Origin of the sequence: Mesorhizobium sp. RCC_202 (assembly GCF_041355295.1) — a bacterium.
Taxonomy (GTDB): domain Bacteria; phylum Pseudomonadota; class Alphaproteobacteria; order Rhizobiales; family Rhizobiaceae; genus Mesorhizobium.
The window spans coordinates 673,659-697,962 of the sequence record NZ_JBFUPO010000001.1 but is presented as its reverse complement, the minus strand read 5'-3'; the positions used below and the strand labels follow the sequence as shown (position 1 = coordinate 697,962).

Genomic DNA, 24,304 nt, shown 5'->3' with positions numbered 1-24,304 from the left:
ATCTCTCGAGGGACTAATCGTCGGACGGAGTACCTTGCTGGATGCTGCCGACGTTGCGGACCAGGAAGTCGGCGAGCGCACGCGCCGGCGCATCCAACCGGGGCGAGCGCGCGATCAGGGCGAGCTCCGACGGCGGCTGCTCGGGAAAACCGTCGGCCGGGGTCAGCCGGCGATGCTCGGCCAGCACCGCGTCCATGGGCAGAAGACTTATGCCGACGCCCGACGCAACGGCGGCTTGCACGCCGATCAGCCCCTGGCTGGTGTAGGCGATGCGCCACATCCGGCCCGTCCCCTCGATCGCGCGCGTCGCCCTTTGCCGATAGATGCAGCCTTGCGGAAACATGGCGAGCGGCACTGGGTCTGCGTCGAGTTCGCCGGACATGCCGGCGACCCAGACCAGCGCCTCCGGCCAGCGCCCCAGGCAATGCGCATCGCTGGGTTCCCGCTTGACCAGCGCAAGGTCGATATCGCCATTGTCCAGCAGCCGTCGCAGCTCGAAGCTCCAGCCGCTCACCGTGTCGAGGCGCAGATGCGGCGAGGCGCTCGAGAAGCCCGATAGCAATTCGATCAGCCGCCGGCCGGCAAAATCTTCCGGCAGGCCGAGACGCACCGTCTTCGGCGCCGTCGGACGCCGCAGGGCCTGCTCGGCCTCCGCCGAGATCGCCAGCAGGCGCCGGGCATAGCCGAGCAGCAGTTCGCCCTCTTCGGTGACCTGCGCGCCGCCTATGGAGCGGTCCCTGATAAGCAGGCTGTGACCGACATTTTCCTCAAGCCGCTTGATTTGCTGGCTGATCGTCGACTGGGTCAGATGGACACGCTCCGCGGCGCGCGTGAAGCCGCCGGTGTCGACGACCGCCACGAAGGCGCGCAGGAGATCGAGCTCGAGGTTCATTCGAAATCCCAATCGACTTCATTGGAACATTTAATTTTCCAATGATGGATTTCGCTGCCAGTGTCCAGCCGGTTTCTCCGAGGTCTTCCTGGAATGGCATTGAACGGACCGCGCCCGACCTGGCTGACATTCGATTGCTATGGAACGCTCATCCAGTGGGATGAGAGCCTGATGGCGGCAATGGCGACGATCCTCGCCCGCAAGGGCCGCAAGATTGACGCCGAAGAGTTCATTCCCGTCTACGATCGCCATGAGCATGAACTCGAGCACACCAAGCCGCATCTGTCCTTCGCTGAAGTTACGGCAAAGTCGCTGCAGCGGGCGATGCGGGACTTTTCGCTCGAAGCGGCCGTGGACGATGCCGAACTGCTGACCTCCTCGATCGGTCGCATGCCGCCCTTCCCGGAGGTCGTGGCGACGCTGCGCCGGCTGAAGGAAGCCGGCTTCAAGCTGGCGATCATCTCCAACACCGATGATGCCATCATTGCCGGCAATGTCGCGCAACTGGGCGGCTCCATAGACCGCGTCATCACCGCCCAACAGGCGCAGGCCTATAAGCCGTCGCGGCAGATATTCGAACATGCATGGCGCACCCTGGGCGTGGCGAGGGACGAGCTGGTGCATATCTGCGCCAGTCCGCATCTCGATCTGGCCGCGGCGCGCGATCTTCAGTTTCGCACCGTGTGGGTCGATCGCGGCACAGGCCGCCGCCCGCCGCCGGATTATCAGCCGGACGCGATCGCCCGTGGGCTGGATGATGTGCCTGGGTTCTTTGAAGCGGCCGGCTGGCTGTAGCGTTCGACGCAATCGGGACAGAAACCGTTTCACACTTTTCCTCGAATTGCTTTAGCCTGCGGTTCAAGCGGAGGAAGATGGCATGGCGTCGATTTTCACGGTGCGTGCGGCGTCGGGTTACGAGCAGCTCATGGGCCGCTGGAGCCGCAGGCTCGCGACAGGTTTTATCGACTTTGCGGGCCTGGCTCCGGGGGAGCGCATTCTCGACGTCGGCTGCGGTACAGGAAGCCTGACCTTCGAACTGGCGAAATCCGCCGATCTGACCGAGATCCAGGCCATCGACTTCTCGCCGGTCTTTGTCGAAGCGGCGCGGGCCCGCAACACGGATCCGCGCGTACATTTCCAGCAGGCGGACGCAACCGCGCTGCCATTTGCCGACAAAACATTCGATCGCGCCCTTGCCCTGCTTGTGCTGCACTTCGTGCCGGAGGCCGGCAAGGCGGTGGCCGAGATGCGCCGCGTCGTGCGCCCGGGCGGCGTGGTGGCGGCCGTGGTGTGGGACCACTACGGTGGCATGCCCGGCTTTCGCATGATGGTCGATACCGTGGCGGCGCTGAGCGAGAGCGGTCGCCAGATGCGCAGTCGCTTCTGCTTTCAGCCGATGGTGCAACCGGGTGAGATGAAACAGAGCTTCATCGATCAGGGGCTGACCGAAATTACCGAGACCCAGCTGACGATCCGCATGGATTACGAGAGTTTTGACGACTATTGGGCGCCGATCGCTGCCGGCGAGGGCCCGCTCGGTAGATACATGACGCTCGACGCAGCCGAACAGACACGCGTCGAAGCCGCCGTTCGCGACGCCTATCAGGCCGGCCGTCCTGATGGTCAGCGCTCATTCGCCAGTGTCGCCTGGGCCTGTCGAGGCATCGTAGCCTAAGCAGGAAAGTGGCTTCGGCCCACGCTCGCGGAAAACAACATCTACTGCGATCGCAGCTGATCACGCACCGCATCGCGAAAACCGCGAAAACTCGGATAGCCGAGCAGCGCCAGCAGCCTCACCAGCGTCGTGGTCGGCAGGCCGACAGTCTCGGCCATCCCGGCGGCGGTCATGAAGGCGGCGTCGGCCCATCGCGTTCGCAAGAAATCGCCGAGCGCCGGATGCTTGGCGATGAGTTTCGGCTCGCTGGCGAGAGCCGCGACCAGGAGCGCTGGCGGTCGTCCAGGTCGCGCCGGCATCGGTCCGCGCGATGCCGATGGGAGTGGACGCAACTCGGCATTCGTCATCGTCATGCCTCAGAAACGCACCGGCTCGAAGCGACCCGACTTCGCCGAGGCAAGGGCGGCCTCGCACAGGATCATCGCCTTGCGCCCATCCGCCGCGCCGACGGCCGGTGTCTGTCCGGCGGCGACCGATTGGATGAAATGATCGAGCTCAGCCTGGTACGACTCGGCATAGCGCTCGACGAAGAAATAGAGCGGCCGCTCAGTGGCGATCCCGGCCTCGCCGCTGAGGCTGACCGAGGTCGGCGTGCGGTTGCCGGCTTGCAGCATGCCGCGCGAGCCATGCACCTCGACGCGCTGGTCGTAGCCATAGACGGCGCGCACGCTGTTGTTGATGTGGCATTGCCGCCCTGAGGCGGTGCGCAGGATGAACATCGCCGTGTCGTAGTCGCCGAGCTTGGCATAGTAAGGCAGCACCAGTGACGAGCCGGTGGCGAAGAGCTCGACCGGTTCCTCGCCCAACAAAAACCGCGCCATGTCGAAATCGTGGATGGTCATCTCGCGGAACACGCCGCCGCCGCCGGCCAGCGCTTCCTCGCTCTCCGGTTCCGGATCGCGGCTGGTGACGATGACCTGCTCGACCGCGCCGATCTCGCCGGCGTCGATCCTTTTGCGGATAGTGGCGAAGGACGGGTCGAAGCGCCGGTTGAAACCGATCTGCAGCGGCACGCCGGCCTTCTCGACCGCGGCCAGGCATTCGTCGGTGCGCGCGATGTCGAGGTCGATCGGCTTCTCGCAGAAGATCGCCTTGCCCTTGGCCGCCGCCTCGATGATCAGGTCGGCATGAGTGCGGGTCGCCGAGGCGATGACCACCGCCTTGATCGACGGATCATTCATCACCTTTGCCGTGTCGGCGATTTCGGCGCCGGTTTCAGCCGCGATCCGCTCGGCCGCATCGCGGCGCGGATCGACGATGGCGCGCAGGCGCACGCCTGGATGGCGGGCAAGGTTTTTCGCATGCACCGAGCCGATCAGCCCGGCGCCGAACAAAGCGGCGTCGATCATTTTTCTCTCTTTTTCAGTTCTTCAGGAAGCAGCCGCCTCAGCGCCGGATCCCGGCTTGGTGAAGCGCTCCAGTTCCTGCTGCAATTCGCGGATCTCGCGGCCGCCCGCCATCATGTCCAGCACCTCCTTTTCGGTGATCTCGCTCCTGCGGAAGGTGCCGAGCGAGCGGCCGCGGTTGAGCATGGTGAAGACATCGCCGATCGGGTAGGCGTGGTGGATGTTGTGGGTGATGAAGATGACGGCGAGCCCGCGCTGGCGCGCCTGCGCCACATAGCGCAGCACGATCGAGGCCTGGTGCACGCCGAGCGCCGAGGTCGGCTCGTCGAGGATCAGCACGCGCGCCCCGTGATAGACGGCGCGCGCGATCGCCACGCATTGCCGCTCGCCGCCCGACAGCGTGCCGACCGCCTGCTGCGGGTCGCGCACATTGATGCCGATCCGGGCGAGTTCCTCATAGACGATGGCGTCGGCCGCCTTCATGTCGAAGCGCTTGGCGATCCCCCATCCCTTCACCGGCTCGCGGCCGAGGAAGAAATTGCGCGTGATGCTCATCAGCGGGATCATCGACAGGTCCTGGAAAACCGTGGCGATGCCGGCATCGAGCGCCTGCCTGGGCGAGGCGAAGGTCACCGGCTTGCCGTCGACATACATCTGGCCCTCGCTCGGCGTATGCACGCCCGACAGCGTCTTGATCAGCGTCGACTTGCCGGCGCCATTGTCGCCGAGCAGGCAGTGCACCTCGCCGGCATGCGCGGCAAACGACATGTCGCGCAGCGCCGTCACCGAGCCGAAGCGGCGGGTGACGTTGCGCAGCTCGATGAGCGGAACGGGCTCAGTCATCAGCGTGCCTCCGTCGCCTTGCGGCGCACGTAATTGTTGACCAGCACCGCGATCAGCAGCATCGAGCCCAAAAAGACCTGGAACCAGTCGGTGTCGATGCCGGTGTAGAAGATGCCCATCTCCACCGTGCCGAAGATCAGCGCGCCGAACATGGCGCCGATCGCCGAGCCGTAGCCGCCGGTGAGCAGGCAGCCGCCGATTACCGCGGCGATGATCGCCTGGAATTCCTTCTGCGTGCCGCGCAGCGTGTCGGCGGAGCCCGCTTCCAGCACCTGGATGACGGCGAACAAAGTCGCCGAAAGCGCCGTGCCGATGAACAGCAGGATTTTCACCCGGTCGACTGGAACGCCGACATTGCGCGCCGCGCGGTCGTCGCCGCCGACGGCGAACACCCAATTGCCGAAGCGCGTCTTGACCAGCAGCCAGGTGGCGAAGGCCGTCACCAGAACCCACCACAGGATCGACATCGACAGGCCTTGCACCATCGGCGAGCCGTCGGGGCGGGCGGCGATGACGCCATGCGAGGCGAGCCAGGCGAAGACCGGCCCACCGAACTTGCCGCCGAACAGCCAGACGACAAAGCTGCCTTCCTGGCCGTCGGTGATATAGGGGATCTGCGTGCGCCCGGTGATGGTGCGGGTGACCGCCAGCGTCAACCCGCGCAGGATGAACAGCCCGGCCAGCGTCACGATGAAGGACGGCAGCCGCGTGCGCACAACGAGGATGCCGTTCAGCGCGCCGACGATGATGGCGATGACGAAGGCGATCGCCACCGATACAGGGATCGAAAGCCCGAACTGGGTGACGCAGAGCCCGATGGTGACGCTGGCAAAGCCGATCATCGAGCCGAGCGACAAATCGAACTCGCCGCCGATCATCAGCAGCGCTACCGCCGCGGCCAGGATGCCGAGCTGCGCGGAAACCTGCAGGAAATTGGCGATGCCGGCCATCGAGAACAGGCCGCTGTTGCCGGCGGTGACGCCGAAGGCGACAAACACGATGATCGTGCCGGTGATGGCGCCGAGCTCCGGGCGCCGCATCAGGCGGACAAACCTGCGCGAAGCGGGTTTCGGCTCGGGCGGATGGGCTGCGTTCAAGGCATCGGTCACAATCGTCATCCCAATCGGCGTCCAGGCTAGGAAAAAGCGCAAATTGCGCAAGCACGAAGACAAAGGCCCGACGGCCAATCAAGCCGGCGGGCTATCCCAGCTCAGCGTATGCCGGCTTTGCTGAGATCGCGCACGGCGGCGGCGTCATCCTTCATGATGAAGGACGGGCCGGTCCGCACCGCCGAGGTCGGGAAGGTCTTGTACATCGCCTTGTTGGTCAGGAAGACCACCGGGTAATAGCCCATCATATATTGCTGGTTGTCGATGCCGAACATCATCGTGCCCTTGGCGACCGCATCGAGGATTTCGGGCGACAGGTCGAAGGTGCCGATCTTGTAGTTGCCGATCGTGCCGGCATCGGTGAACATCTTGAGCAGCGGCGCGGCGACCGTGGGCCCCAGCGTCAGCACGCCGGTGACATCAGGATGCGCGGTGAGGTAGCCCTCGACGCGGCGCGTCACATCGGTCGGGTCCATGGTGGCCGCGACAACGTCGGAAGAACCGCCGCTCTTCTTCAGCCCGTCATTATAGCCTTCGCAGCGCTTGTCGAGGCTGACATTGCCGACCTCGTGATTGATGCAGATGCCTTTCTTGACGCCGGCCTTGGCCATGATCTCGCCGGCCTTGACGCCATTGTCGTATTCCGAGCCGCCGCCGACGAAAAGGTCGAGGCCCCAGGGCTCCACCGCTTCCTCGCCGCTGTCGATGACCACCACCGGAATGCCTGCCGCCTTGGCCGCCTGTATCGGCGCCTTCAGCGCGTCCATGTCGGGGATCGACACCACCAGCCCGTCGGGCTGCGAGGCGGTGGCGGCTTCGATCATGCGCGCCATGCGCACCACGTCGAAGGTCTCCGGCGCTTGGTATTCGACCTTGACGCCGAGCTGCTTGGCGGCGGCTTGCATGCCGTTCTTCACCACACTCCAATAGACGTCGTTGGCCTGGCCGTGGGTGACGAAGACGATGCGTACATCGCCCTCTTTCTTCACCTGCGCCGACGCGGGCAGGATGCTGGCGCCGGCAAAAGCGAGCGAGAGCGCGGCTGCGCCAAGCACGTTTCGAATTGTGGGCATTGAGAATAAGGCATTCATGATCGTTCTCCTCTGTTATCGTTGGCGTTTCTTGGTTTGGCCTCGACCCTCCCGGTCAGGCCATTGTCGTCATAATTCCAGGTCTTTCCTTCCGGGCATGATCATGCCCGGAAATCGCCGAGCGTGCCGCGCTGGATGGACAGTCCCTCGACGAAGGCCATGAAATCCGGGTCGGCAAGCAAATCGAATTCGTCGATGCGGATCTGCGCCGAGCCGGGCTCGATCACCTCGATCTCGCCGGGCGCATTGGCGTGCAGGCAGAGGAAATTCAGCCCCTCGCCGATCTGGTTGAACAGCGCCTCGTAGCGGGCGCGGGCCGGCTGGTTGCGATGCCACGGCGTTTCCAGCACCGCGCTCGCCAGCGTTTCGCCGGCTTCAACCAGCCGCTTGCCGGGCGCGGCGTAAACGCTGTCGTCCAGCTTGCCCAGATTATGGATCGGCCCATAGACCGAGATGCTTTTCGGGAACAGCGTCGGCAGGCCGTATTCGATGCCGACCGCGGCATAGCGGTCGACGAATTCCGGCGAGAACACCGCGCCCATATGGCCATCCATATGCGTAAGCTTCAGGCCCGCGGCCTTGGCCGCGTCGATCTGCGCCCGCATCTCGGCTTCGACCGCTTCCGGTTCGCCCTTGGCTCGCAATTCCGGCACCGAGCGCCACAGATAGCCGTCGCCGTCGACGATGCCGGAGGCCCGGCTCGCCTTGGTCAGCGGCCGCCAGCGGTAGTATTTCTTCTCCGAGGTCAGCGTGATGTGGACGCCGAGATTGAGCGAGGCATCCTTGGCGCCTTCCTCGGCGATCTCCAGGAACCAAGGGCAGGGCACCATCACCGAGCCGCTGTCGACCGCGCTGGCGCGCTTCAGCTTGAGATAGGCGACGTTGGCGCCATGGCACATGCCGACATCGTCGATGTTGATGACGACCTTGCGTTCAGCCGGCATGGCGAACCTCCTTCGCGCGTTCGTGCACGTAGAAGCCGGCGCCTTCGGCCAACGCCTTCAGATTGCGATAGCCCAGCGTGGCATAGGTCAACGGATGCGCCTTGGCCGGATCCTGCTCGGCCTCCACCACCAGCCAGCCGGCATAGCCCTTGTCGGCGAGAATTTTTAAGAGCGTCGGATAGTCGATCGAACCGTCACCGGGCACCGTGAAAATGCCGTCCATCACCGCGCCCATGAAGCTCATATCGGTGGCGCGCGCCTTCTTCAGCATCGCCGGGCGCACATCCTTGCAATGGACATGCACGACGCGGCCGACATGCCGGCGCAACAGCTGCTCCGGGTCGCCGCCGGAAAAAGCGCAATGCCCGGTGTCGTAGAGCAGCCCGACCGCATCGCCGGTGGTCGCCATCAGCCGGTCGATTTCGGCGTCGGTCTCGACGATGGTGCCCATGTGATGGTGGAAAGCCATGCCGACGCCGAAATCGGCAAAGCGTTCGGCAAGCCGCGTGATCTTGGCGCCGTAAGGCTTCCATTCGTCATCGGCGAGCTTCGGCCGCTGCGAGATCGGATCGTGGATGCCGCCATGGCGGCCGCGCGAGGTGTCGGCATAGACGACACGCCGGGCGCCGAGGTCGCGCAACAAGGTCAGATGCGGCCGGATCGCCTCGAACTCCTCGTCGAAATCCTTCTCGCAGATGCGGCCGTCATACCAGCCGGAGACCAGCGCCAGCCCGTAATGGTCGAGGATCGGCCGCAGCGTGCGGCTGTCGCGCGGGAATTTGCCACCGAGCTCGGTGCCGGCGTAGCCGGCCTGGGCGGTTTCGCTCAAACACGTCTCGAGCGGCGTGTCGCCGCCGAGCTCCGGCACGTCGTCATTGCTCCAGGTGATCGGATTGATGCCAAGTCGTACAGTTGTCATTGCTCGCTTTCCGCCCGCGGCCAAACGGCCGCGGGGTCCTGGGAGGTTGAAGTGAATCCGGGTTCTTGGCGGCGGGATATGGCTCCTGCCTGTGTTGGTCCGGCCCGACCCCTCCCAGCGCCTGGCCAAACTTCGCGTCGACGTCTTACCCCAACGTCATGAGGTGAAGTCTATCGCGCTCTGTCTCCATCGCGAGGTCCAGTTTTGAAGGAAATGAAGGAACCAGTTCATGTTGGGTGGTGGGTGTGGCAGGATGTGGAATGGATAATTTGGAAATCATCAATCGTTGGCGCGAGACCCCCCTCTCTGCCCTGCCGGGCATCTCCCCCTCAAGGGGGGAGATCAGATGGCGCGCCGGCTTTCGCCAATCGCCGACGTTGCAAGAAACGGCGAGGCGCCAAAGCTGCCAATCTCCCCCCTTGAGGGGGAGATGTCCGGCAGGACAGAGAGGGGGGCCTCGCGCCGCCGCGCAAGGCAAGCGTGTCCCGCCACGCCATCCCACCCATGGCGCGAGCTAGCCCCATGCGCCCCTATCCCAAACCGCAAGCCTTCCCCCTCGACATGCTGGCCGTGAACCGCGCCAGCCCCGAGCACCTCTCGCGCCAGCTCTACCACGGCCTCGTCGCCATCATCCGCAACCGCGCGCTGCCGCCGGGCTCGGAACTCCCTTCCACCCGCGCTTTAGCCGCCGAGCTCGGCCTTGGCCGCAACACCATCGTCACCGCTTACGACCAGCTCGTCACCGAAGGCTATCTCGCCAACCGCCAGGGCGCGCGCCCGGTGATCGTCGACCTCCCCGATGGCCCGCGCGAAACACTGGCAGAAGCCCCGCCCGCGCCGCTGCGCTCGCCCTCGCAGCGCGGGCAGTTGCTGCTCAGCCAGCCCTACCATCACGGCACGCCCGGCCACGTCGCCTTCCACCCCGGCATGCCGGATGCGGGCAGCTTTCCCTTCGGCGTCTGGGGCCGGCTGGTGGCGCGCCGCGCCAGCCATGGCGGCGAGACCCTGTTCGGCACTTATGACGTCACCGGCCATCCGGCGCTGAAAAATGCGATCGCCGGTTATCTGTTTTCCGCGCGCGGCGTGCGCTGCAGGCCGGAGCAGATCGTCATCACCACCGGCGCGCAGGCCGCTTTCGATCTGCTCGCCCGCCTGCTGCTCGACCCCGGCGACACCGTCTGGATGGAAGAGCCCGGCTATTACGGCGCCAAGGCCGCCTTCACTGTGGCCGGCGCAAGGATCCTGCCGATCCCGGTCGACCAGGAGCGCGGCTGGCGTCTTGAGCATGATCCCGAAAAGTGGGAACCGGTTTTCGGAGAAAGATCATGCTCCAACAAAGACTCAGACTCGCCAAGCTTCTCGCCCCGCCTCATCTATGTGACGCCGGCCTGCCAGCATCCGCTCGGCATCACAATGCGCATGGAGGAGCGGCTGCGCCTGCTCGACATCGCCGAGACCGCGAACGCCTGGGTGATCGAGGACGATTTCGACGGCGAATACCGTTTTCAGGGCCGCCCCGTGCCGGCGATCCAGAGCATGGACCGCTCCGGCCGCGTCATCTATGTCGGCACGTTCGCCAAGCTTTTGTTCCCGGCGCTGCGCTTAGGCTTCATGGTGCTGCCGCCCGAGCTCGCCGGCCGCATCGTGAACGCGCTCTCCACCACCGGCCAGTTCGCGCCGCTGCTCTTACAGGCGGCCCTCGCCGATTTCATCACCGAAGGCCACATGAGCCGCCATTTGAAGCGCATGCGCCGCATCTACGCCCAGCGCCGCCAGCTTTTCCGCGACATCGTATCGGAGCGGCTCAGCGACGAAATCACCCTCTCCCCCGCCGAAGCCGGCATCCAGGTGGTGGGCTATCTCAGGGAAGGCATCGACGACATCAAGGTCAGCCAGGCTGCGGCGAAGAGGGCGATCAACGTCTCACCGCTGTCGAAATATTTCCAGAACACGGCGCCGACCCAAGGGCTGGTGCTGGGGTACGCCGCGTGTGACGCGGCGCAGACGCGGGAGGGGGTGGAGCGGCTGGCGGCGGCGATACGGGAGACGCTGGGGTGAGGGTCAGGCCCTCCCTACACCTTCCACATCGGTCAATCGAAAGAGGGGCGCGCAAAGTTGCGGCCCATGGGAACCTCTTTAGGTTGAAAATGGTAGTTGCTTGATGCTGCCGTCGATTATAGAGCCATCGGCCGGGGGATGCCGATACTATTTGAGATTTATTTTTACTGCTGTAGCCGCAATGTCGTCATTGCATTACTTATCTTGTTGCTTTTTTATTTGCCAATGAAAGAGCGCACGCCCGGCAAGGACCTGACGACAACCGCCATTATTCTAACGCCCAGGAACATGCCCGACGTATCCTTGGCTGACGCCGGGTTGTACTGAATGATGATAAGGCCATTCCCGTCGGTGGAAGCACCCAGAGAATGGACATTCGGCATTACCTCTATCTCTTGAAGTCTGCAGCAGGCGGGCATATCCCTATTAAGGGGGTAAGCAGAATGCCTATATTTGAATTCTCTAATATTGATGTTACGCTGGTTAGTGGTCGAAGGCCCGATTTATTGCGCGCCACAATGCATTCGTTTCAGGAACGCGTATTCAGAAATTTCCGCATAAACAACTTCAGGGTGAATATCGACCCGTTCGGTGGACAAGAGCGCGAATTGGTGGAGTGCCGCAGCATAGTTCGGGATCATTTCCCGCAGGCGATAATTTCGGAACCTTCACAACCTAGCTACGGGCAAGCGGTCAAATCGCTCTGGAGCAGCGTGACTTCGGATTTCGTGCTTCATCTAGAAGATGATTGGGTTGCTCTTGAACCGATTGCCCCCGAGAGAGTTGGTGGGCTCTTCCATGCAGGAACCGCGTGTGTGAAACTGAATAACGCAGAGCTGCGGTGGGACGGTCGAGAGCGGCGCACTCGGATTGAAAAGGTTAAATTTGCCGGCATTACCGTCTACTATAGACGGGTTCCAAACTTCGGCGTTAGTCCGGCATTCTTAACGGGCGAATTTGTTCGAGGATATAGTTACTTGATCGACCCTAACCTGGACCCAGAAAAGCAACAGCGAACTCATGTCAACCCTTCCCTGGCTAAATACACGTCGAAGTTTGATTGTCGTGTGCTGGCTGGTCTCGGTCAGCCCGAGATTATCAAAGATATCGGCAGAGATTGGCGCGAAGCCCGCGGCCTTGAAAAGGTAGTCAGTCGGGGCAAGAGCACCTGGATATCGTCAGGATCGCCATCTTCAATTCCTTGATGTCGGGTGATATCTAAGCGCGATTGACCAATGGGTTCTGCGCATCGCTCAGTGCTCTCCGTATCGATATCAGTACTCATCAAGGGCAGCGGCCGATTGACGAAGCTGTCGAGAAGCTCAAAGTGCTCTGTGACGATTATGACAAGTTCTTGTCCAAAGCTCCAGAGCGAGTTTAGCGACGACAGCGTTGTTCAAAGACGTGGGGCGACTAGTAAAGCGAAATCGATTGAGCGGCTTTGGGGTTCTTGGTGGCCTGATCTCAGGCATCATCTTGGCGCTGGCAGCGTGGGAGTGGCTCCGGCCCCCAACCTAAATTCAGCCTGAATATGTGCTGTGTTGGAAATCAGCGTGGGACATCGGCGCCGCGCGCTTCTAAGTAGTTGATTCCGTTGGCGCACCCGACAGGATTCGAACCTGTGACCTCTGCCTTCGGAGGGCAGCGCTCTATCCAGCTGAGCTACGGGTGCTTCCCGGGAACCGGAAAACGAACCGGCCGGTGAGCCGGCCAGCCACGGCTTCTTAGCGGAAGCCGCTGCGGGCTTCAACGGGCAATTGGGATGGTGACGGCCTGAGATGGGTTGATTGTCCGGCCTAGAGGCTGTCGGAGATGGCGCTCCCCTCTCCGTCCCGGCTTCGCCGGGCCACCATTCCGGGCGCGCCACGTGTCCTTCGGACCCCCGCTTCGTGGGGCAAGGAACCCAAGCTACCCCTCCACCTCGGCCCTCGCCGCCTTGCGCCGCACGGCGCGCCTCGCCGTATGCTTCTGCTTCTTCGCGCCCGCCAGCTCGTTCATCGCGTCGAGTTGCATCTGTTGCATTTCGGCCAGCCGCGTCCATTGGCGCGAGATGAGGTAGTCGAGCTTTTCGTGCAGGTGGCGCACTTCGAGCTCGGCCTTGAGGTTGACGCGGTATTCGTTGAAGGAGCGTAGGCGGTCTTTCACCTCCTGGCGCTTCTGGCTCATCATGATCACCGGCGCCTGGATGGCGGCGATGCAGGAGAGCAGAAGGTTGAGCAGGATGAAGGGGTAGGGGTCGAAGGCCTTGGATTCGCCCTGCACGAGGTTGAGGCCGATCCAGACCAGGAGCACGGTGGCGAACGAGATCAGGAACCACCAGCTGCCGCCGAAGGCGGCCATGTTGTCGGAAACGCGGTCGGGGAACGTGCGGTGCTCCTCGAACTCCTCTTCCGAGTTTTCCGAGATCGTGTCCTGCTTGGCGATCGATTCCACCACCTGGCGGTCGAGCTCGGAGAATTCGCCGTGCTCCTGCTGCAGCAGCTCTTCCATGTAGCGCATGCGGTAGCGGCCAAGCTCCTCGCGGCTGACGCGGGCGCCGCGCGGCAGGTCGGGATGGTCGGAGCGGATGCGGTCGGCGAGGCTGGGCCGCAGATCGTCGATGCGCACCAGGTCGCGCTTGCGGAATTTGCGGCCCGATATCGCCGACGGCTTCTTCTTCGGCTTGATCCGCCCGGTGCCCGGAACATGCGGTTCGGAATCCGGCACTTCCGGCGCTTCGAGAATTTCGTCGGCGGCGTGCTCGTCGCCCTCCGACACGGTCTCCGCTTCGAGATATTCGCCGGCGATGTCGTTCTCGTTGTCGGCCTGCTTCTGCGCGGATGTCTTAGGGTCGCCTGCCATGGTCGGTGCTCCTGTTCGCCGGCTTTGCGGATACGATACGCCAAGCCGGCGCAGCATATCCATCGCCAGTGTGAATCCCGTGTGACCGAACAAGTTGTTGTGATGGGTTTGGTTGGGCAATCCGCCCGAGTGGCTCGCAATCGCACAGGGCAGCGCCGCCCCCTCATCCGGCCCTTCGGGCCACCTTCTCCTCATGGGGAGAAGAGACTGGCGCTGACGCCGACAATCTCCTCTCCCCCGGGGGAGAGGTCAGCCGAGCGAAGCGGAGGCTGGGTGAGGGGGAACGCCCTCCGCGACTATCCGCTTCCGCTGGCGCGATACTCCCCGCCCGCTGGCACCATCCCGCCCCTGTAGCCGACCCGCCCGGCAAACTATATCCAATTAGAAGCCCAGCCACGCCCATGCGCCCGCCAGGCTGCAACAACAGGGATCGTCATCATGTACAAGAAAATCCTGATCGCCACCGACGGCTCGGAGTTCGCCGGCAAGGGCGTCGCCCATGGCCTGGAACTGGCCCGGGGCCTCGGCGCCGGCGTTACCTTCCTCAACGTCTCGGAAGCCTTCCCGACCTTGGCCTGGGGCGGCGCCATGGCCGGCTATGTCGCGGCCGACGAGCTGGTCAACTATGAGGAAAGCGCGCGCAAATATGCCCGCGAGGTGCTCGACAAATGCAAGGCCGAGGCCGATGCGGCGGGCATCAGCGCCAAGAGCCTGCATATCGAAAACCGCACGCCCGCCGAGGCCATCCTCGACGTTGCCCGCTCGGAAGGCTCGGACCTCATCGTCATGGCCTCGCACGGCCGCCGCGGCCTGGGCCGGCTGGTGCTCGGCAGCCAGACGGCCGAAGTGGTATCGCTGACGGAAATCCCGGTGCTGGTGGTTCGGTAGGGATCTGTTGGCGCAGGACTAGATCGGTAGCGATCCTTCGCGCCCCCCTCTGTCCTGCCGGACATCTCCCCCACGAGGGGGGAGATCAGATGTCGCCACGGCCTTCGCCAATCGCCAACGCTGCAGGAAAGGCGCGACGCCGAGGCTGCCAATCTCCCCCCTCGTGGGGGAGATGTCCGGCAGGACAGAGAGGGGCGCTGTCCCGCCGACGTCTCGGACTTTTTGCGTTCGCCCCGTCCCTCTATTGTTGTGGCAGCAGCAGCGAGGAATTGGGCGAGGCCAGATCCGGCGATGGCAGATCGGACGCCGGCGCACCCGGCGGCGGCAGGCCCGGCAGCGATGAACCGGACGCCGTTGAGCCGGACGCCGTCTGAGCGGGAGGCGGCAACCCTGGCAAAGCCGTATCCGCTGGCGACAGGCCAGGCGGCGGCGACGCCGGCTGCTGCCCGGCATACATCAGCCTGGGCTGGGCGGCGTCGGCGGCTGTCGGCGCCACGCTGCGCTGGATCAGCGCCTCGACATGGTCGTTGCGCTGGCGCGCGCTGTCGGCGCCCATCACCACCACGATCAGATGCCGGCCGTCGGCATTGTAGGAAGTGACGATGTTGTAGCCGGAAGCCCTTATGTAGCCGGTCTTGATGCCGTCGACGCCGCGCACCCGGCCCAGCATGTCGTTATGGCCGCGCACCAGCCTGCCGCGGAACATGAAGTCGCTTTCTGAGAAATAGTGGAAATGCTGTGGGAAGCGGTGCTCCAGCGCCTGTCCCAGCACCGCCATGTCGCGCGCGGTGGTCATCTGCGCATCGTCGGGCAGGCCGCAGGCGTTGCGGAAACTGGTGCTGGTCATGCCGAGCGAGCGCGCCTTGGCGGTCATCATGGCGGCGAACTGGTCCTCCGAGCCGCCGCCCAGATATTCGCCCACCGCCACCGCCACGTCATTGGCCGATTTCACCACCATGGCGCGGATGGCGGAATCGACGTCGATCGTTTCGCCGCGCCGGAAGCGCAGCTTCGTCGGCGGCTGCGAGGCGGCGTGGTCGGAGACGGGGATGCGCGTCTCCTTGGTCACCCGCCCGCTCTCCATCGCCTCGAACAGCATGTAGAGCGTCATCATCTTGGTCAGCGACGCCGGATAGCGCGGCGACCTCGAATTCGCCTCGAACAAGGTCTTGCCGGTCGAGGCATCGACCACGATCGCCGCATATTTCTGCGGCTGCGCCGGCACGGCGAGCACGCTTTCCGGCGGCGCCGCGGTCGTGCAGCCGGTCACCAGCGCCAGAAATGCCAGCACGGCGATCAGTTTCTGAAGGAGGGGGAAGGGGCGTGGATAGGGCAAGATTGTTCTAAGGCTGTTGGTGAGATGCAGGAAAGCTAACGTAACGCATCCGCTGCGTCCAACTGGTTAACGGGGGCAGCAAGGCATTTGCCCAGCTTTCGCAGGTTGGCGCCGCCCCCTCATCCGGCCGCTACGCGGCCACCTTCTCTCCGAGGGGAGAAGAAACCGGCGCCGGCGCCGACAGCCTCCTCTCCCCGCCGGGGAGAGGTCAGCCGAGCGAAGCGGAGGCTGGGTGAGGGCCCGTCTGCGGCTAGCCGCCCGCCCCGCTTTGCCATCCTCGCCCCCTTGCAGCTATGATGCGCCGCATCGGTTTGGGGGAATCGGCATGTCGGAAATCGCCTCGGGTACCAGTTCGCTGCTGCGGGCATCGCTCAGCCGTACCGGCAAATGGGCGGCGAGCTTCGCTTTCGTCGCCGGCGCGGTTGGCGACGTGCTCAATCCGCTCGGACCCTTTGCCGCCTACATCGCGCTCGGCGCCGCGGTCGCGGCCTTGATCATCGCCATCGCCATGGCGCTGCGGCTGGTGCTGGCCGCAAAAGCGATGCCGGCACTGATCTTCGCCACAAGTGCGGCGGCGATCGCCGGCGGTGTCTATGGCATCCAACAGCAGACGAACTCGCAGAACGGTGTGATCGCCGCGCTCGTGCCGGCGATCAGTGAGGTGCAGCAGTCGATGGGCATCGTCTCGCAAAAAGTAGCCAAGATCGAGCAGACGGTCACGCAGACGCAGCAGACGGTCGAGGAGGTCAAGAAGTCGACCGACACGATCGCCAAGTCCACCGACACGGTGGCCAAGACGACGCAGGAGATCGCTTCCACCCAGCAGCAACAGACCGCGCAGGGCGCTCAGACCCAGAACACGGTCGAAGCGGTCAAGCAAACCACCGACACGGTGGCCAAGACCGCCGATCAGATCGCTTCCACCCAGCAGCAACAGACCGCGCAGGGCGCTGAGACGCAAAAGAGCGTCGAAGCGGTCAAGCAGACCACCGATACTTTGGCCGCCGGGCAGAAGCAGCAGCAGGCCCAGGCGGAAAAACTGCAGGCGACGACCGAGCAGATCGCCGTCTCGATCGACACGATAGCCAAGGGTTTCGCCCAGCTCTCGGCGCAGGGCGGCGCGATCGGTGATCCCAAGCGGCCCGACGAATTCTATCACAACGCTCGCGTCTACGAGCTCGCCGGCGACATGCTCAACGCCCGCCGCGCCTATCTCGCCTTTGCCGGCTTCGATGTCGACGCCATCGACCCCTATACCCGCTTTGCCACGCTGCTTCGGGTCCAGGACGGCAAGGCCGGCACCCGCGAAGTGTTCGGCCAGTTGGCCGACAAGGCCAAGGCGCCGTCGATCAAGCTCGTCCATCTCCTGCAATTCGACGACACCCAGCGTCTCGACAAGCTCAACGCCTTCATTGCGGCCAACCCCGATTACGCGCCGGCTTACTTTCTCCTGGCGCAGGAGTTCTCGGAGGACCGGCTGGGCAGCCAGACATTGGCCGATAAGCGCAGCGAAGCCCAGGCGCTGGCCAAATTCGTTTCCTATGAGAAGGATGGCGGGCTGCTCCAATATTTCGTCGACCAGACGCAACTGGCCGATTGGCTCGACCGCAGCCGCAGCCGGCTGACCGCGCTGGGCGACGTGCTCGATCCCTCGCGCTTCGTTCCGACGCTGACGCCGATGCGCTCCAACGCCGGCTGGTCGATGACGATTTCGCTGCCCGAGCCGGCGACGGCGATCTCCTGGCGTCTCGGCGAGACCGGCCCGTTCACCGACACCGGGGCGATGGCGATGAACGACCAGCGCACCGGCAAGCCGATGCCGAACCCCAGTTTCGAGCTGCCCGACAACACCGCGGCCACCACCATCGCGATCAAATATCTCGACATCAGGGGCCGCGAGACCGGTCCGTTCGACATCCGCTTCGACCCGGCCAGTGCGCTCCAGCAGGAGAATAAGCAGATTCTCGATCAGTTCTGGACGTCGTGGATCGCCTTCGATTCGGGCGGCAATCATGGCCTGGTATATTTCACCCAGATGCTGTCCTACCGCTGCGCAATCAAGGCGGTGCATTACAGCCTGAACGGCACGACGCTCGACAAAGAGATAAAAATGCCGCCCTGCGACGCCAAGGATCCCTACGCCATCCCCGGCAACTACCAGCCCTATTTCAAGGTCAAGGACGACGTGACGTCGATGGCCGTGCAGGTGACGTACACCGACGGCACCAAGTCGCCGATCCGGGAGTACAAAAGGCAGTAGTGAGCTTCTTTCTCCCCGTTCTACGGGGAGAAATGCCCGGCAGGGCAATGAGGGGCGGCGCCAACGTCGAAAATCCCTGCGCCGAGCGCTCCCGCCCCGTCTGATGCAAAATGCCTGTCCACCCGCTTGCTTATCCGTCACCGGACAGGCTTTGCTTGCGCCCGAAGAAGATTCGGGGAGGCATTCATGGACATGGTCACGCTCGGCGCAAAAGGCATCTCGGTTTCGCTTGACCTCGCGGTCGGCCACATCGCCGACATGCAGGTCGAGGCCGATGGCCGAACCCTGAAGCCGCTGCATCGCGCGCCCTGGGTCGGTTCGCCGCGCGAGAGCCTGCCGCAGGACATCCCCGAAGGCACGGTGCGCCTTTCAGGCGATTTCCTGTGCGCGCCGTTTTCGTCCAGCGACGTCGAGGCAGCACCCCTGCATGGCTGGACGGCGAACAGCCAATGGGACGTCGTCGAGAACGGCGCGATCCCCGGCGGCTGGCGCGCCGTCTTCCGGCTGCGCCGTAAGGTCATGGGCGCCGCCGTCGACAAGATCTTCACCCTGCGCGACGGCCACCCGTTCCTCTACCAGGAGCACATCTTTTCCGGCGGCTCCGGCGCCATCTCGGTTGCCCATCATCCGATGACCTCGATGCGCGAAGGGGGCCGGCTTGCGTTCTCGCCCAAGCGCATCGCGGTGACGCCGCCGACGCCGCTGGAGCCCGATCCGGCGCGCGGCCGCTTCCGGTTTGCTTATCCGGCCCGCGCCACCGATCTTACCCATCTGCCGCTTGCCGCCGGCGGCACCACCGACCTCACGGACTATCGCATGGAGGACAAGCGCGAGGATTTCATCACCCTGGTCGAAGCCGACCACGGCGGTCCGGGCTGGACGGCCATTGCCCGCCGCGCCGAGCAGGACCTTGTGCTGGTGCTGAAGAACCCCGCCGAACTACCGGTGACCATGCTGTGGCTCTCGAATGGCGGTCGCGACTACGCGCCCTGGAGCGGCCGCCATCTCGGTGTGCTGGGCATCGAGGATGGCCGCGCCGCGATGGGCCACGCCGCCTCGCTTGGCGACAACTGGCTGAAGCACGAAGGCGTGGCGACGGCCTTTGCGCTTGCCGAGGGGCGGTCGACCTCCTTCCGTCATGTCATCGGCGCGCTTGCGTCCGCCGAAGCCGAAGCGCCGGCAGGCATCGAAACCGCGCGCGATGCGATGCGCGTCCTTGCCGCCGACGGCACAGCCAAGGACGTGCCCTTCGATGGCGAGTTCCTGCGCATCGGGCGCTCGGTCCCGGCCTGAAATCGCCGCCCTCGTCATCCACGGGCGGAGCGACGCGAAGCGGAGCGCAGACCCGAGGATCCATTCCGTTACCGTCGCCAAAGAGCGCGACGGTGCAGAATTTCTGCGCTCGTAAACCCCGGCATGGGTCCCCGGGTCTGCGCGCGTCGCTTCGCTCCTTGCTCCGCCCGTGGATGACGACGCTTCAGGTGTCTCGGCTAAACTCAAAGAGATGCGTCCTGCCAACAGCCGTGAAACATCGGCACCAGGGAATCCAGGTTTGAAATTTCCTTCTATACCCGCCAAGATGCGGTCTGAAATCACGACCGGAAAGGCGCCGATGTCCGAGATCGCCCATATCACAGCCGCCATCTTCAAGCGCGCCGGCAAGGCCAAGCGCTTCATTGTCGCCATCGCCGGGCCGCCGGGCTCGGGTAAATCGACGTTGTCGGGGAACCTGCATGAGCTTTTGCCGGAAGGCGCTTCGGAAGTCGTGCCGATGGACGGCTTCCACTATGACGATATCATCCTCAACCGCCGCGGCCTGCGCGCGCGCAAGGGCGCGCCCGAAACCTTCGATTTCGCCGGCTTCGAGACGCTTCTGAAACGCATCCGCTCCGGCGAGCCCGACATCGCCATTCCGGTGTTCGACCGCACCGTCGAACTGTCGCGCGCCGCAGCCGAGGTCGTTTCCGCCGACACCAAGTTCATCCTGGTCGAAGGCAACTACCTTCTGCTTGACGAGGAGCCCTGGGCGCGGCTGGCGCCACTGTTCGATTTCACCATCTTCATCGATGTGTCGCGCAATGAGTTGGAACGCCGCCTGATGGAGCGCTGGCGTGGCCATGGCAAGTCCGACGACGACGCCCGCGCCTGGATAGCCTCCAATGACATGCCCAACATCGAGCGTGTGCTGGCGCGACGCCGGCCAGCCGATCTGGTCATCGGTTGATAACCTCGTCATTGGTTAACCCGCTCAATTTTCAGTATTTCCGGGTCGGAACCTTAAGACTTTCAGGCCGTTATGCCGGTATCCCCTTTTTGTCAGGCGTAAGGGAGCCGTCAAATGGCAACCAAGACCAGAAAACCCGCGCCCGCCAGGAGCAGAGCCAAGCAGCCCAGGCAGGTAACAGCCGGCGCGGACACAGCACTGGCCGACGCGAAGGACGCCAAGCCGACCTTCGGCAAGGCAGCACCGAGGAAAGTGGTGGTCGGCGCGACGCACAAGGCTCCGGCCAAAGCTAAAAAGCCGCCGAAACCCGCCACGAGCAAATCCGGCCCGATCCGCACCGTGGCCAGTGTCGCCACCGGCGCGGTGGTCGCGACGGCGCGGCTTGCCGCTTCGGTGTTTGGCAGGCGCGCGAAAGCCAAGGCGAAGTAGAGCCGGCTTCAGCGTCCTGTTTTCAGGCCTTTGCCGGGATGGTGAGGCCGCGCTGCACGGCCGGCCGCGCCAGGCCGCGCTCCAGCCATGCCGCTACCGTTGGGAAATCGTCGAACCCTACCAGTTCCCGCGCCTCGTAGAAGCCGATCAGGTTGCGCACCCAGCCGAGCATCGAGACGTCGGCGATGGTGTAGTCGTCATCCATGATCCATTGCCGCCCCGTGAGCCGCGTTTCCAAGACGCCGATCAGCCGCCGCGATTCGTCGCGGTAACGCTCCAGCGGCCGCTTGTCGGCGATCTCGCGTCCGGCGAATTTATGGAAGAAGCCGACCTGTCCGAACATCGGGCCGATCGCCGCCATCTGGAAGAACACCCACTGGATCGTCTCGTAGCGGCGCGCCGGATCGGCAGGCATCAGCTTGCCGGTCTTTTCCGCTAGATAGAGCAGGATGGCGCCGGATTCGAACAGGCCGATCGGCTTGCCGCCGGGGCCGTCCGGATCGATGATGGCAGGTATCTTGCCGTTCGGGTTGAGCGACAGGAATTCCGGCGTCCAGCTCTCGTTCTTGCCGATATCGACGTAATGCGGCTCATAGGGCAGGCCGATCTCCTCCAGCGCGATCGAGGCTTTGACGCCGTTTGGCGTCGTGGCCGAATAGAGCTGCAGGCGGTCGGGTTGCTTGGCCGGCCAGCGCTGGTTGATCAGGAAGGCTGACAGGTCGGTCATGGTGAGTCTCCTGAATGGATTGGCGCTGGGCAGCGGCTCTTGTGGCGGGAAACAACAACTACAATCGGCCTTCGCCGCGATCAATGCGCCGATAGGCACCCGGTCGTGCACGTACAGTCAACCAAAGCTTCGCTTGATAACATCAAGCTGCTTGATGCGGATCGGCTTTGCTTGATCCAGATTAGCCGCGCTTCGTCAGATTGCCTTGAAAGCCAGCACGGCATTGGTGCCGCCAAAGGCAAAGCTGTTGCTCAAGGCCGCCCGCACCTTGCGCTCGCGCGGCGTATTCGGCGTCACGTCGAGGTCGCATTCGGGGTCGGGCTCGCGATAATTGGCCGTCGGCGGCACGACGCCGTCGCGGATCGCCATCACGCAGGCGATCATTTCCAGCCCGCCGGAAGCGCCGAGGCAATGCGCATGCATCGACTTGGTCGAGGAGATCGAAAGCGTCCGCGCATGCTCGCCGAAGACGCGCTTGATCGCGGTGGTCTCGATCTGGTCGTTGGCCTTGGTGCCGGTGCCGTGCGCGTTGAGATAGTCGACATCTTCCGCGTTAAGTCCGGCATCGGCCAGGCAGAAGCGCATTGCCGCTTCCGGCCCCTCGACGGTTGGCGCGACGATGTCCGAGGCGTCGGCGGAGAGCCCGGCGCCGGCGATCTCGGCAAGGATGGTGGCGCCGCGCGCCACGGCGTGCTCGTAGCTTTCGAGCACCGCCATGCCGGCTCCTTCGCCCAGAACCAGGCCCTGGCGATCGGCTGAAAACGGCCGGCAGGTGTCGGGCGCCAGCACCCGCAGCGCCTCCCAGCCCTTGAGCACGCCCCAAACCAGCGGCGCATCGGTGCCGCCGGCAACCATGACGTCGGCGCGGCCAAGCCTGATCTGATCGACCGCCGAGGCGATTGCATGGTTGGACGAGGAACAGGCCGAGGTGACGCCAAACACCGGGCCACGCAGGCCGAGCGCCATGCTGACCTGGCCGGCGGCGGCCCCCGGCATCACCTTAGGCACGGTGAAGATGCCGGCGCGGTTGCGCCCCTCGAGCAGGATCGCGCGATAGTTCTCCTCGATTGTTTCGAAACCAGCGACGCCGACACCGACAACGCCGCCCATCCGATAGGTATTGTCGGCGTGCGCCGTCAATCCGGACTGCTGCATGGCTTCCCGCGCCGCGATCACCGCCAGCAGGCTGTAACGGTCCATCGACACCACCTGCTTGCGATCGATGCCGTGCTCGGGCAAAGCTTTGATTTCGCAGCCGACCTTGACCTTCAGGTCGTGCAGCGGCGAATTGCTGATCACGCCGATCGCGGAGCGGCCGGCGCGCATCGCATCCCAGATCGCGGCCACATCGTTGCCGAGCCCGCAAATCCCGCCAATACCGGTGATAACGACGCGCTTTTGCATACAGTCAGGCTTTTTTCGCGATCAGTGCGCGAACCGCCTCGACCATGTCGCCGACGTTCTTGAGGTTGCTCCAGGCGTCGACGGTGTTCATTTCGATCTCGATGCCATACTTTTCCTCGAGGTCGAAGATAATCTCCGTCAGCTCCAGCGAATGGATGCCAAGCGTGCTGAGATCGGTGCTGGTGGTGATTTCCTCACCGCCAGTCTCGGCGTGGGCTTTGATCTTCTCGATGATCTCGGTCGTCAGCTGGTCAGCCATTCGGTTCCTTCCCTGTCGTTTCCCGACGCCAACTGATGAGCGCCCCTTTTTGATCCCCGGATTGAACGAAAGCGTTTGCCTCTTACCACGCAAGGCACCGCGCGACGCTCCAGGGTGGTTTCCCTCTATAGAAACCGAAACGATGTCAAGCAACAAGCTATATCGACAAAGCCGCCCGGGTGCTTAACCTTGGCGCCGTGGACAAGATCGACAATGCCCTGGCATCCGACCCCGCCCCTCACGCGCAACGTGTTGCCGGGCAAGGCAGGCTTTTGTGCGGCATGAGTGGTGGCCGGACCAGGCTGCAACGTCTTTACCAGGATGGTTCGGCCAAGATCCGCATGCCTTTGGTGCAGGGCGATCCGCTCGAGGCCGTCCTGATCAACACCGCCGGCGGCCTGACCGGCGGCGACCGGCTCGGCTGGGCGATCGGGGCCGGCGAAGGCGCTTGCGTCTCCATCACCACGCAAGCCTGCGAGAAGGTCTATCGCGCCGCCGCCGACCATGCGGAGGCGAAGGTGAGCCTGCGCGTCGGCGCCGGCGGCCGCATCGCCTGGTTGCCGCAGGAAACCATCGTCTTCAACCAGGCCGCCTTCGTCCGCAGGTTGGATGTCGAGCTCGCCGAGGGCGCCGAGGGGCTGATTCTCGAAGCCACGCTGTTCGGCCGGCTGGCGATGGGTGAGCGGACCATCGGCGGCAGCTTCCATGACCGCTGGCGGGTCCGCCAGGGCGGCGCCCTGATCCACGCCGAGGATTTCCGCATCGGGCAGGACATCGCCGCCAGGCTGGAGCGAATGGCAGTGGCTGGCGGGGCGACGGCTGTTGCAACGTTGCTGCTCGTTGCGCCGAACGCGGAGCGCCTGCTGGAACCCGCTCGTGACATTATCGGCGATCGAGGCGGCGCCAGCCACTGGAGCGTCGGTCGATCTGGCAAGCTTCTTGCGAGGCTTTACGCCGGGGACGGCTACCAGCTCCGCAAACGGCTGGTTCCACTCGTTGAGTTGCTCAACGGGCGGGCGGGCCTGCCCAAATTATGGTCATTGTGACCTCGAAGACCGG

23 protein-coding genes, 1 tRNA gene and 1 pseudogene are annotated in these 24,304 nt (G+C 64.2%); 11 read left to right on the top strand and 14 right to left on the bottom strand.

What is annotated here, in order from left to right:
- Nucleotides 1-13: 13 nt before the first annotated feature.
- Nucleotides 14-892, bottom strand: a complete 879-nt coding sequence (locus AB6802_RS03190; RefSeq protein WP_371008549.1) for a LysR substrate-binding domain-containing protein — start codon at nucleotides 890-892, stop codon at nucleotides 14-16.
- 93 nt (nucleotides 893-985) lie between these two features.
- Here AB6802_RS03190 and AB6802_RS03185 point away from each other — a divergent pair, with 93 nt between their 5' ends.
- The gene (locus AB6802_RS03185; protein WP_371008548.1) at nucleotides 986-1,687 is read left to right on the top strand and encodes a haloacid dehalogenase type II; all 702 of its coding nucleotides are present in this window, start codon (nucleotides 986-988) and stop codon (nucleotides 1,685-1,687) included.
- Between the two features lie 82 nt (nucleotides 1,688-1,769).
- Nucleotides 1,770-2,567, top strand: coding sequence for a class I SAM-dependent methyltransferase (locus AB6802_RS03180; RefSeq protein WP_371008547.1), 798 nt, complete (start codon nucleotides 1,770-1,772; stop codon nucleotides 2,565-2,567).
- Nucleotides 2,568-2,608: 41 nt separating this feature from the next.
- Here AB6802_RS03180 and AB6802_RS03175 read toward each other — a convergent pair whose 3' ends face one another.
- The 7 genes from AB6802_RS03175 to iolE all read right to left on the bottom strand — a co-directional run bounded on the left by AB6802_RS03175 (nucleotide 2,609) and on the right by iolE (nucleotide 8,819).
- Nucleotides 2,609-2,920, bottom strand: a complete 312-nt coding sequence (locus tag AB6802_RS03175; RefSeq protein ID WP_371008546.1) for a hypothetical protein — start codon at nucleotides 2,918-2,920, stop codon at nucleotides 2,609-2,611.
- Between the two features lie 3 nt (nucleotides 2,921-2,923).
- Nucleotides 2,924-3,916, bottom strand: coding sequence for an inositol 2-dehydrogenase (iolG, locus tag AB6802_RS03170; protein WP_371008545.1), 993 nt, complete (start codon nucleotides 3,914-3,916; stop codon nucleotides 2,924-2,926).
- Between the two features lie 21 nt (nucleotides 3,917-3,937).
- The gene (locus AB6802_RS03165; protein ID WP_371008544.1) at nucleotides 3,938-4,756 is read right to left on the bottom strand and encodes an ATP-binding cassette domain-containing protein; all 819 of its coding nucleotides are present in this window, start codon (nucleotides 4,754-4,756) and stop codon (nucleotides 3,938-3,940) included.
- Complete coding sequence (locus AB6802_RS03160) at nucleotides 4,756-5,874, bottom strand: ABC transporter permease (protein WP_371008543.1); 1,119 nt, start codon at nucleotides 5,872-5,874, stop codon at nucleotides 4,756-4,758. The genes AB6802_RS03165 and AB6802_RS03160 overlap by 1 nt, the downstream gene beginning before the upstream one ends.
- Nucleotides 5,875-5,966: 92 nt before the next feature.
- The gene (locus tag AB6802_RS03155; RefSeq protein WP_371008542.1) at nucleotides 5,967-6,956 is read right to left on the bottom strand and encodes a sugar ABC transporter substrate-binding protein; all 990 of its coding nucleotides are present in this window, start codon (nucleotides 6,954-6,956) and stop codon (nucleotides 5,967-5,969) included.
- 101 nt (nucleotides 6,957-7,057) lie between these two features.
- Nucleotides 7,058-7,900 (bottom strand): polysaccharide deacetylase family protein, encoded by an 843-nt coding sequence (locus tag AB6802_RS03150; RefSeq protein WP_371008541.1) that lies wholly within the window; start codon nucleotides 7,898-7,900, stop codon nucleotides 7,058-7,060.
- Complete coding sequence (gene iolE, locus AB6802_RS03145) at nucleotides 7,890-8,819, bottom strand: myo-inosose-2 dehydratase (protein ID WP_371008540.1); 930 nt, start codon at nucleotides 8,817-8,819, stop codon at nucleotides 7,890-7,892. Before iolE ends, AB6802_RS03150 begins: the two co-directional genes overlap by 11 nt.
- A gap of 522 nt (nucleotides 8,820-9,341) precedes the next feature.
- Here iolE and AB6802_RS03140 point away from each other — a divergent pair.
- The 3 genes from AB6802_RS03140 to AB6802_RS03130 all read left to right on the top strand — a co-directional run bounded on the left by AB6802_RS03140 (nucleotide 9,342) and on the right by AB6802_RS03130 (nucleotide 12,082).
- Complete coding sequence (locus AB6802_RS03140; protein ID WP_371008539.1) at nucleotides 9,342-10,877, top strand: PLP-dependent aminotransferase family protein; 1,536 nt, start codon at nucleotides 9,342-9,344, stop codon at nucleotides 10,875-10,877.
- 96 nt (nucleotides 10,878-10,973) lie between these two features.
- Nucleotides 10,974-11,204, top strand: coding sequence for a hypothetical protein (locus AB6802_RS03135; protein ID WP_371008538.1), 231 nt, complete (start codon nucleotides 10,974-10,976; stop codon nucleotides 11,202-11,204).
- 116 nt (nucleotides 11,205-11,320) lie between these two features.
- A complete protein-coding gene (locus tag AB6802_RS03130; RefSeq protein WP_371008537.1) occupies nucleotides 11,321-12,082 on the top strand; it encodes a hypothetical protein in 762 nt (253 codons plus the stop codon).
- 390 nt (nucleotides 12,083-12,472) lie between these two features.
- On the opposite strand, the gene AB6802_RS03125 is transcribed toward AB6802_RS03130, so the two are convergent.
- Together AB6802_RS03125 and AB6802_RS03120 are read right to left on the bottom strand one after the other, a co-directional pair.
- Nucleotides 12,473-12,549, bottom strand: a tRNA-Arg gene (locus AB6802_RS03125).
- Between the two features lie 236 nt (nucleotides 12,550-12,785).
- Entirely contained in the window at nucleotides 12,786-13,718 is a 933-nt protein-coding gene (locus tag AB6802_RS03120; RefSeq protein WP_371008536.1) for a DUF1003 domain-containing protein, read from the bottom strand.
- 438 nt (nucleotides 13,719-14,156) lie between these two features.
- Here AB6802_RS03120 and AB6802_RS03115 point away from each other — a divergent pair, with 438 nt between their 5' ends.
- Nucleotides 14,157-14,606 (top strand): universal stress protein, encoded by a 450-nt coding sequence (locus tag AB6802_RS03115; RefSeq protein WP_371008535.1) that lies wholly within the window; start codon nucleotides 14,157-14,159, stop codon nucleotides 14,604-14,606.
- A gap of 439 nt (nucleotides 14,607-15,045) precedes the next feature.
- Here the strand turns inward: AB6802_RS03115 and AB6802_RS03110 are convergent.
- Nucleotides 15,046-15,942: pseudogene (locus AB6802_RS03110) on the bottom strand (D-alanyl-D-alanine carboxypeptidase family protein); the annotation flags it as partial.
- A 325-nt stretch (nucleotides 15,943-16,267) separates the two neighbouring features.
- On the opposite strand from AB6802_RS03110, the gene AB6802_RS03105 reads away from it, so the two are divergent.
- From AB6802_RS03105 to AB6802_RS03090, 4 genes are all read left to right on the top strand, one after another.
- Nucleotides 16,268-18,202, top strand: coding sequence for a methyl-accepting chemotaxis protein (locus AB6802_RS03105; protein WP_371008534.1), 1,935 nt, complete (start codon nucleotides 16,268-16,270; stop codon nucleotides 18,200-18,202).
- A gap of 186 nt (nucleotides 18,203-18,388) precedes the next feature.
- Complete coding sequence (locus tag AB6802_RS03100; protein WP_371008533.1) at nucleotides 18,389-19,495, top strand: hypothetical protein; 1,107 nt, start codon at nucleotides 18,389-18,391, stop codon at nucleotides 19,493-19,495.
- 319 nt (nucleotides 19,496-19,814) lie between these two features.
- The gene (locus AB6802_RS03095; protein WP_371008532.1) at nucleotides 19,815-20,426 is read left to right on the top strand and encodes a nucleoside triphosphate hydrolase; all 612 of its coding nucleotides are present in this window, start codon (nucleotides 19,815-19,817) and stop codon (nucleotides 20,424-20,426) included.
- Between the two features lie 114 nt (nucleotides 20,427-20,540).
- Nucleotides 20,541-20,855 carry a hypothetical protein gene (locus tag AB6802_RS03090; protein WP_371008531.1) on the top strand — a complete coding sequence of 105 codons (315 nt, stop codon included), beginning with the start codon at nucleotides 20,541-20,543 and terminating at the stop codon, nucleotides 20,853-20,855.
- Between the two features lie 22 nt (nucleotides 20,856-20,877).
- Here AB6802_RS03090 and AB6802_RS03085 read toward each other — a convergent pair whose 3' ends face one another.
- The 3 genes from AB6802_RS03085 to AB6802_RS03075 form a co-directional block, all read right to left on the bottom strand.
- Nucleotides 20,878-21,582 (bottom strand): glutathione S-transferase family protein, encoded by a 705-nt coding sequence (locus AB6802_RS03085; protein ID WP_371008530.1) that lies wholly within the window; start codon nucleotides 21,580-21,582, stop codon nucleotides 20,878-20,880.
- A 195-nt stretch (nucleotides 21,583-21,777) separates the two neighbouring features.
- Nucleotides 21,778-22,986 (bottom strand): beta-ketoacyl synthase, encoded by a 1,209-nt coding sequence (locus AB6802_RS03080; protein ID WP_371008529.1) that lies wholly within the window; start codon nucleotides 22,984-22,986, stop codon nucleotides 21,778-21,780.
- Between the two features lie 4 nt (nucleotides 22,987-22,990).
- A complete protein-coding gene (locus AB6802_RS03075; protein WP_371008528.1) occupies nucleotides 22,991-23,245 on the bottom strand; it encodes an acyl carrier protein in 255 nt (84 codons plus the stop codon).
- 281 nt (nucleotides 23,246-23,526) lie between these two features.
- Here AB6802_RS03075 and AB6802_RS03070 point away from each other — a divergent pair, with 281 nt between their 5' ends.
- Nucleotides 23,527-24,291 carry an urease accessory protein UreD gene (locus tag AB6802_RS03070; protein WP_371008777.1) on the top strand — a complete coding sequence of 255 codons (765 nt, stop codon included), beginning with the start codon at nucleotides 23,527-23,529 and terminating at the stop codon, nucleotides 24,289-24,291.
- Nucleotides 24,292-24,304 lie beyond the last annotated feature (13 nt).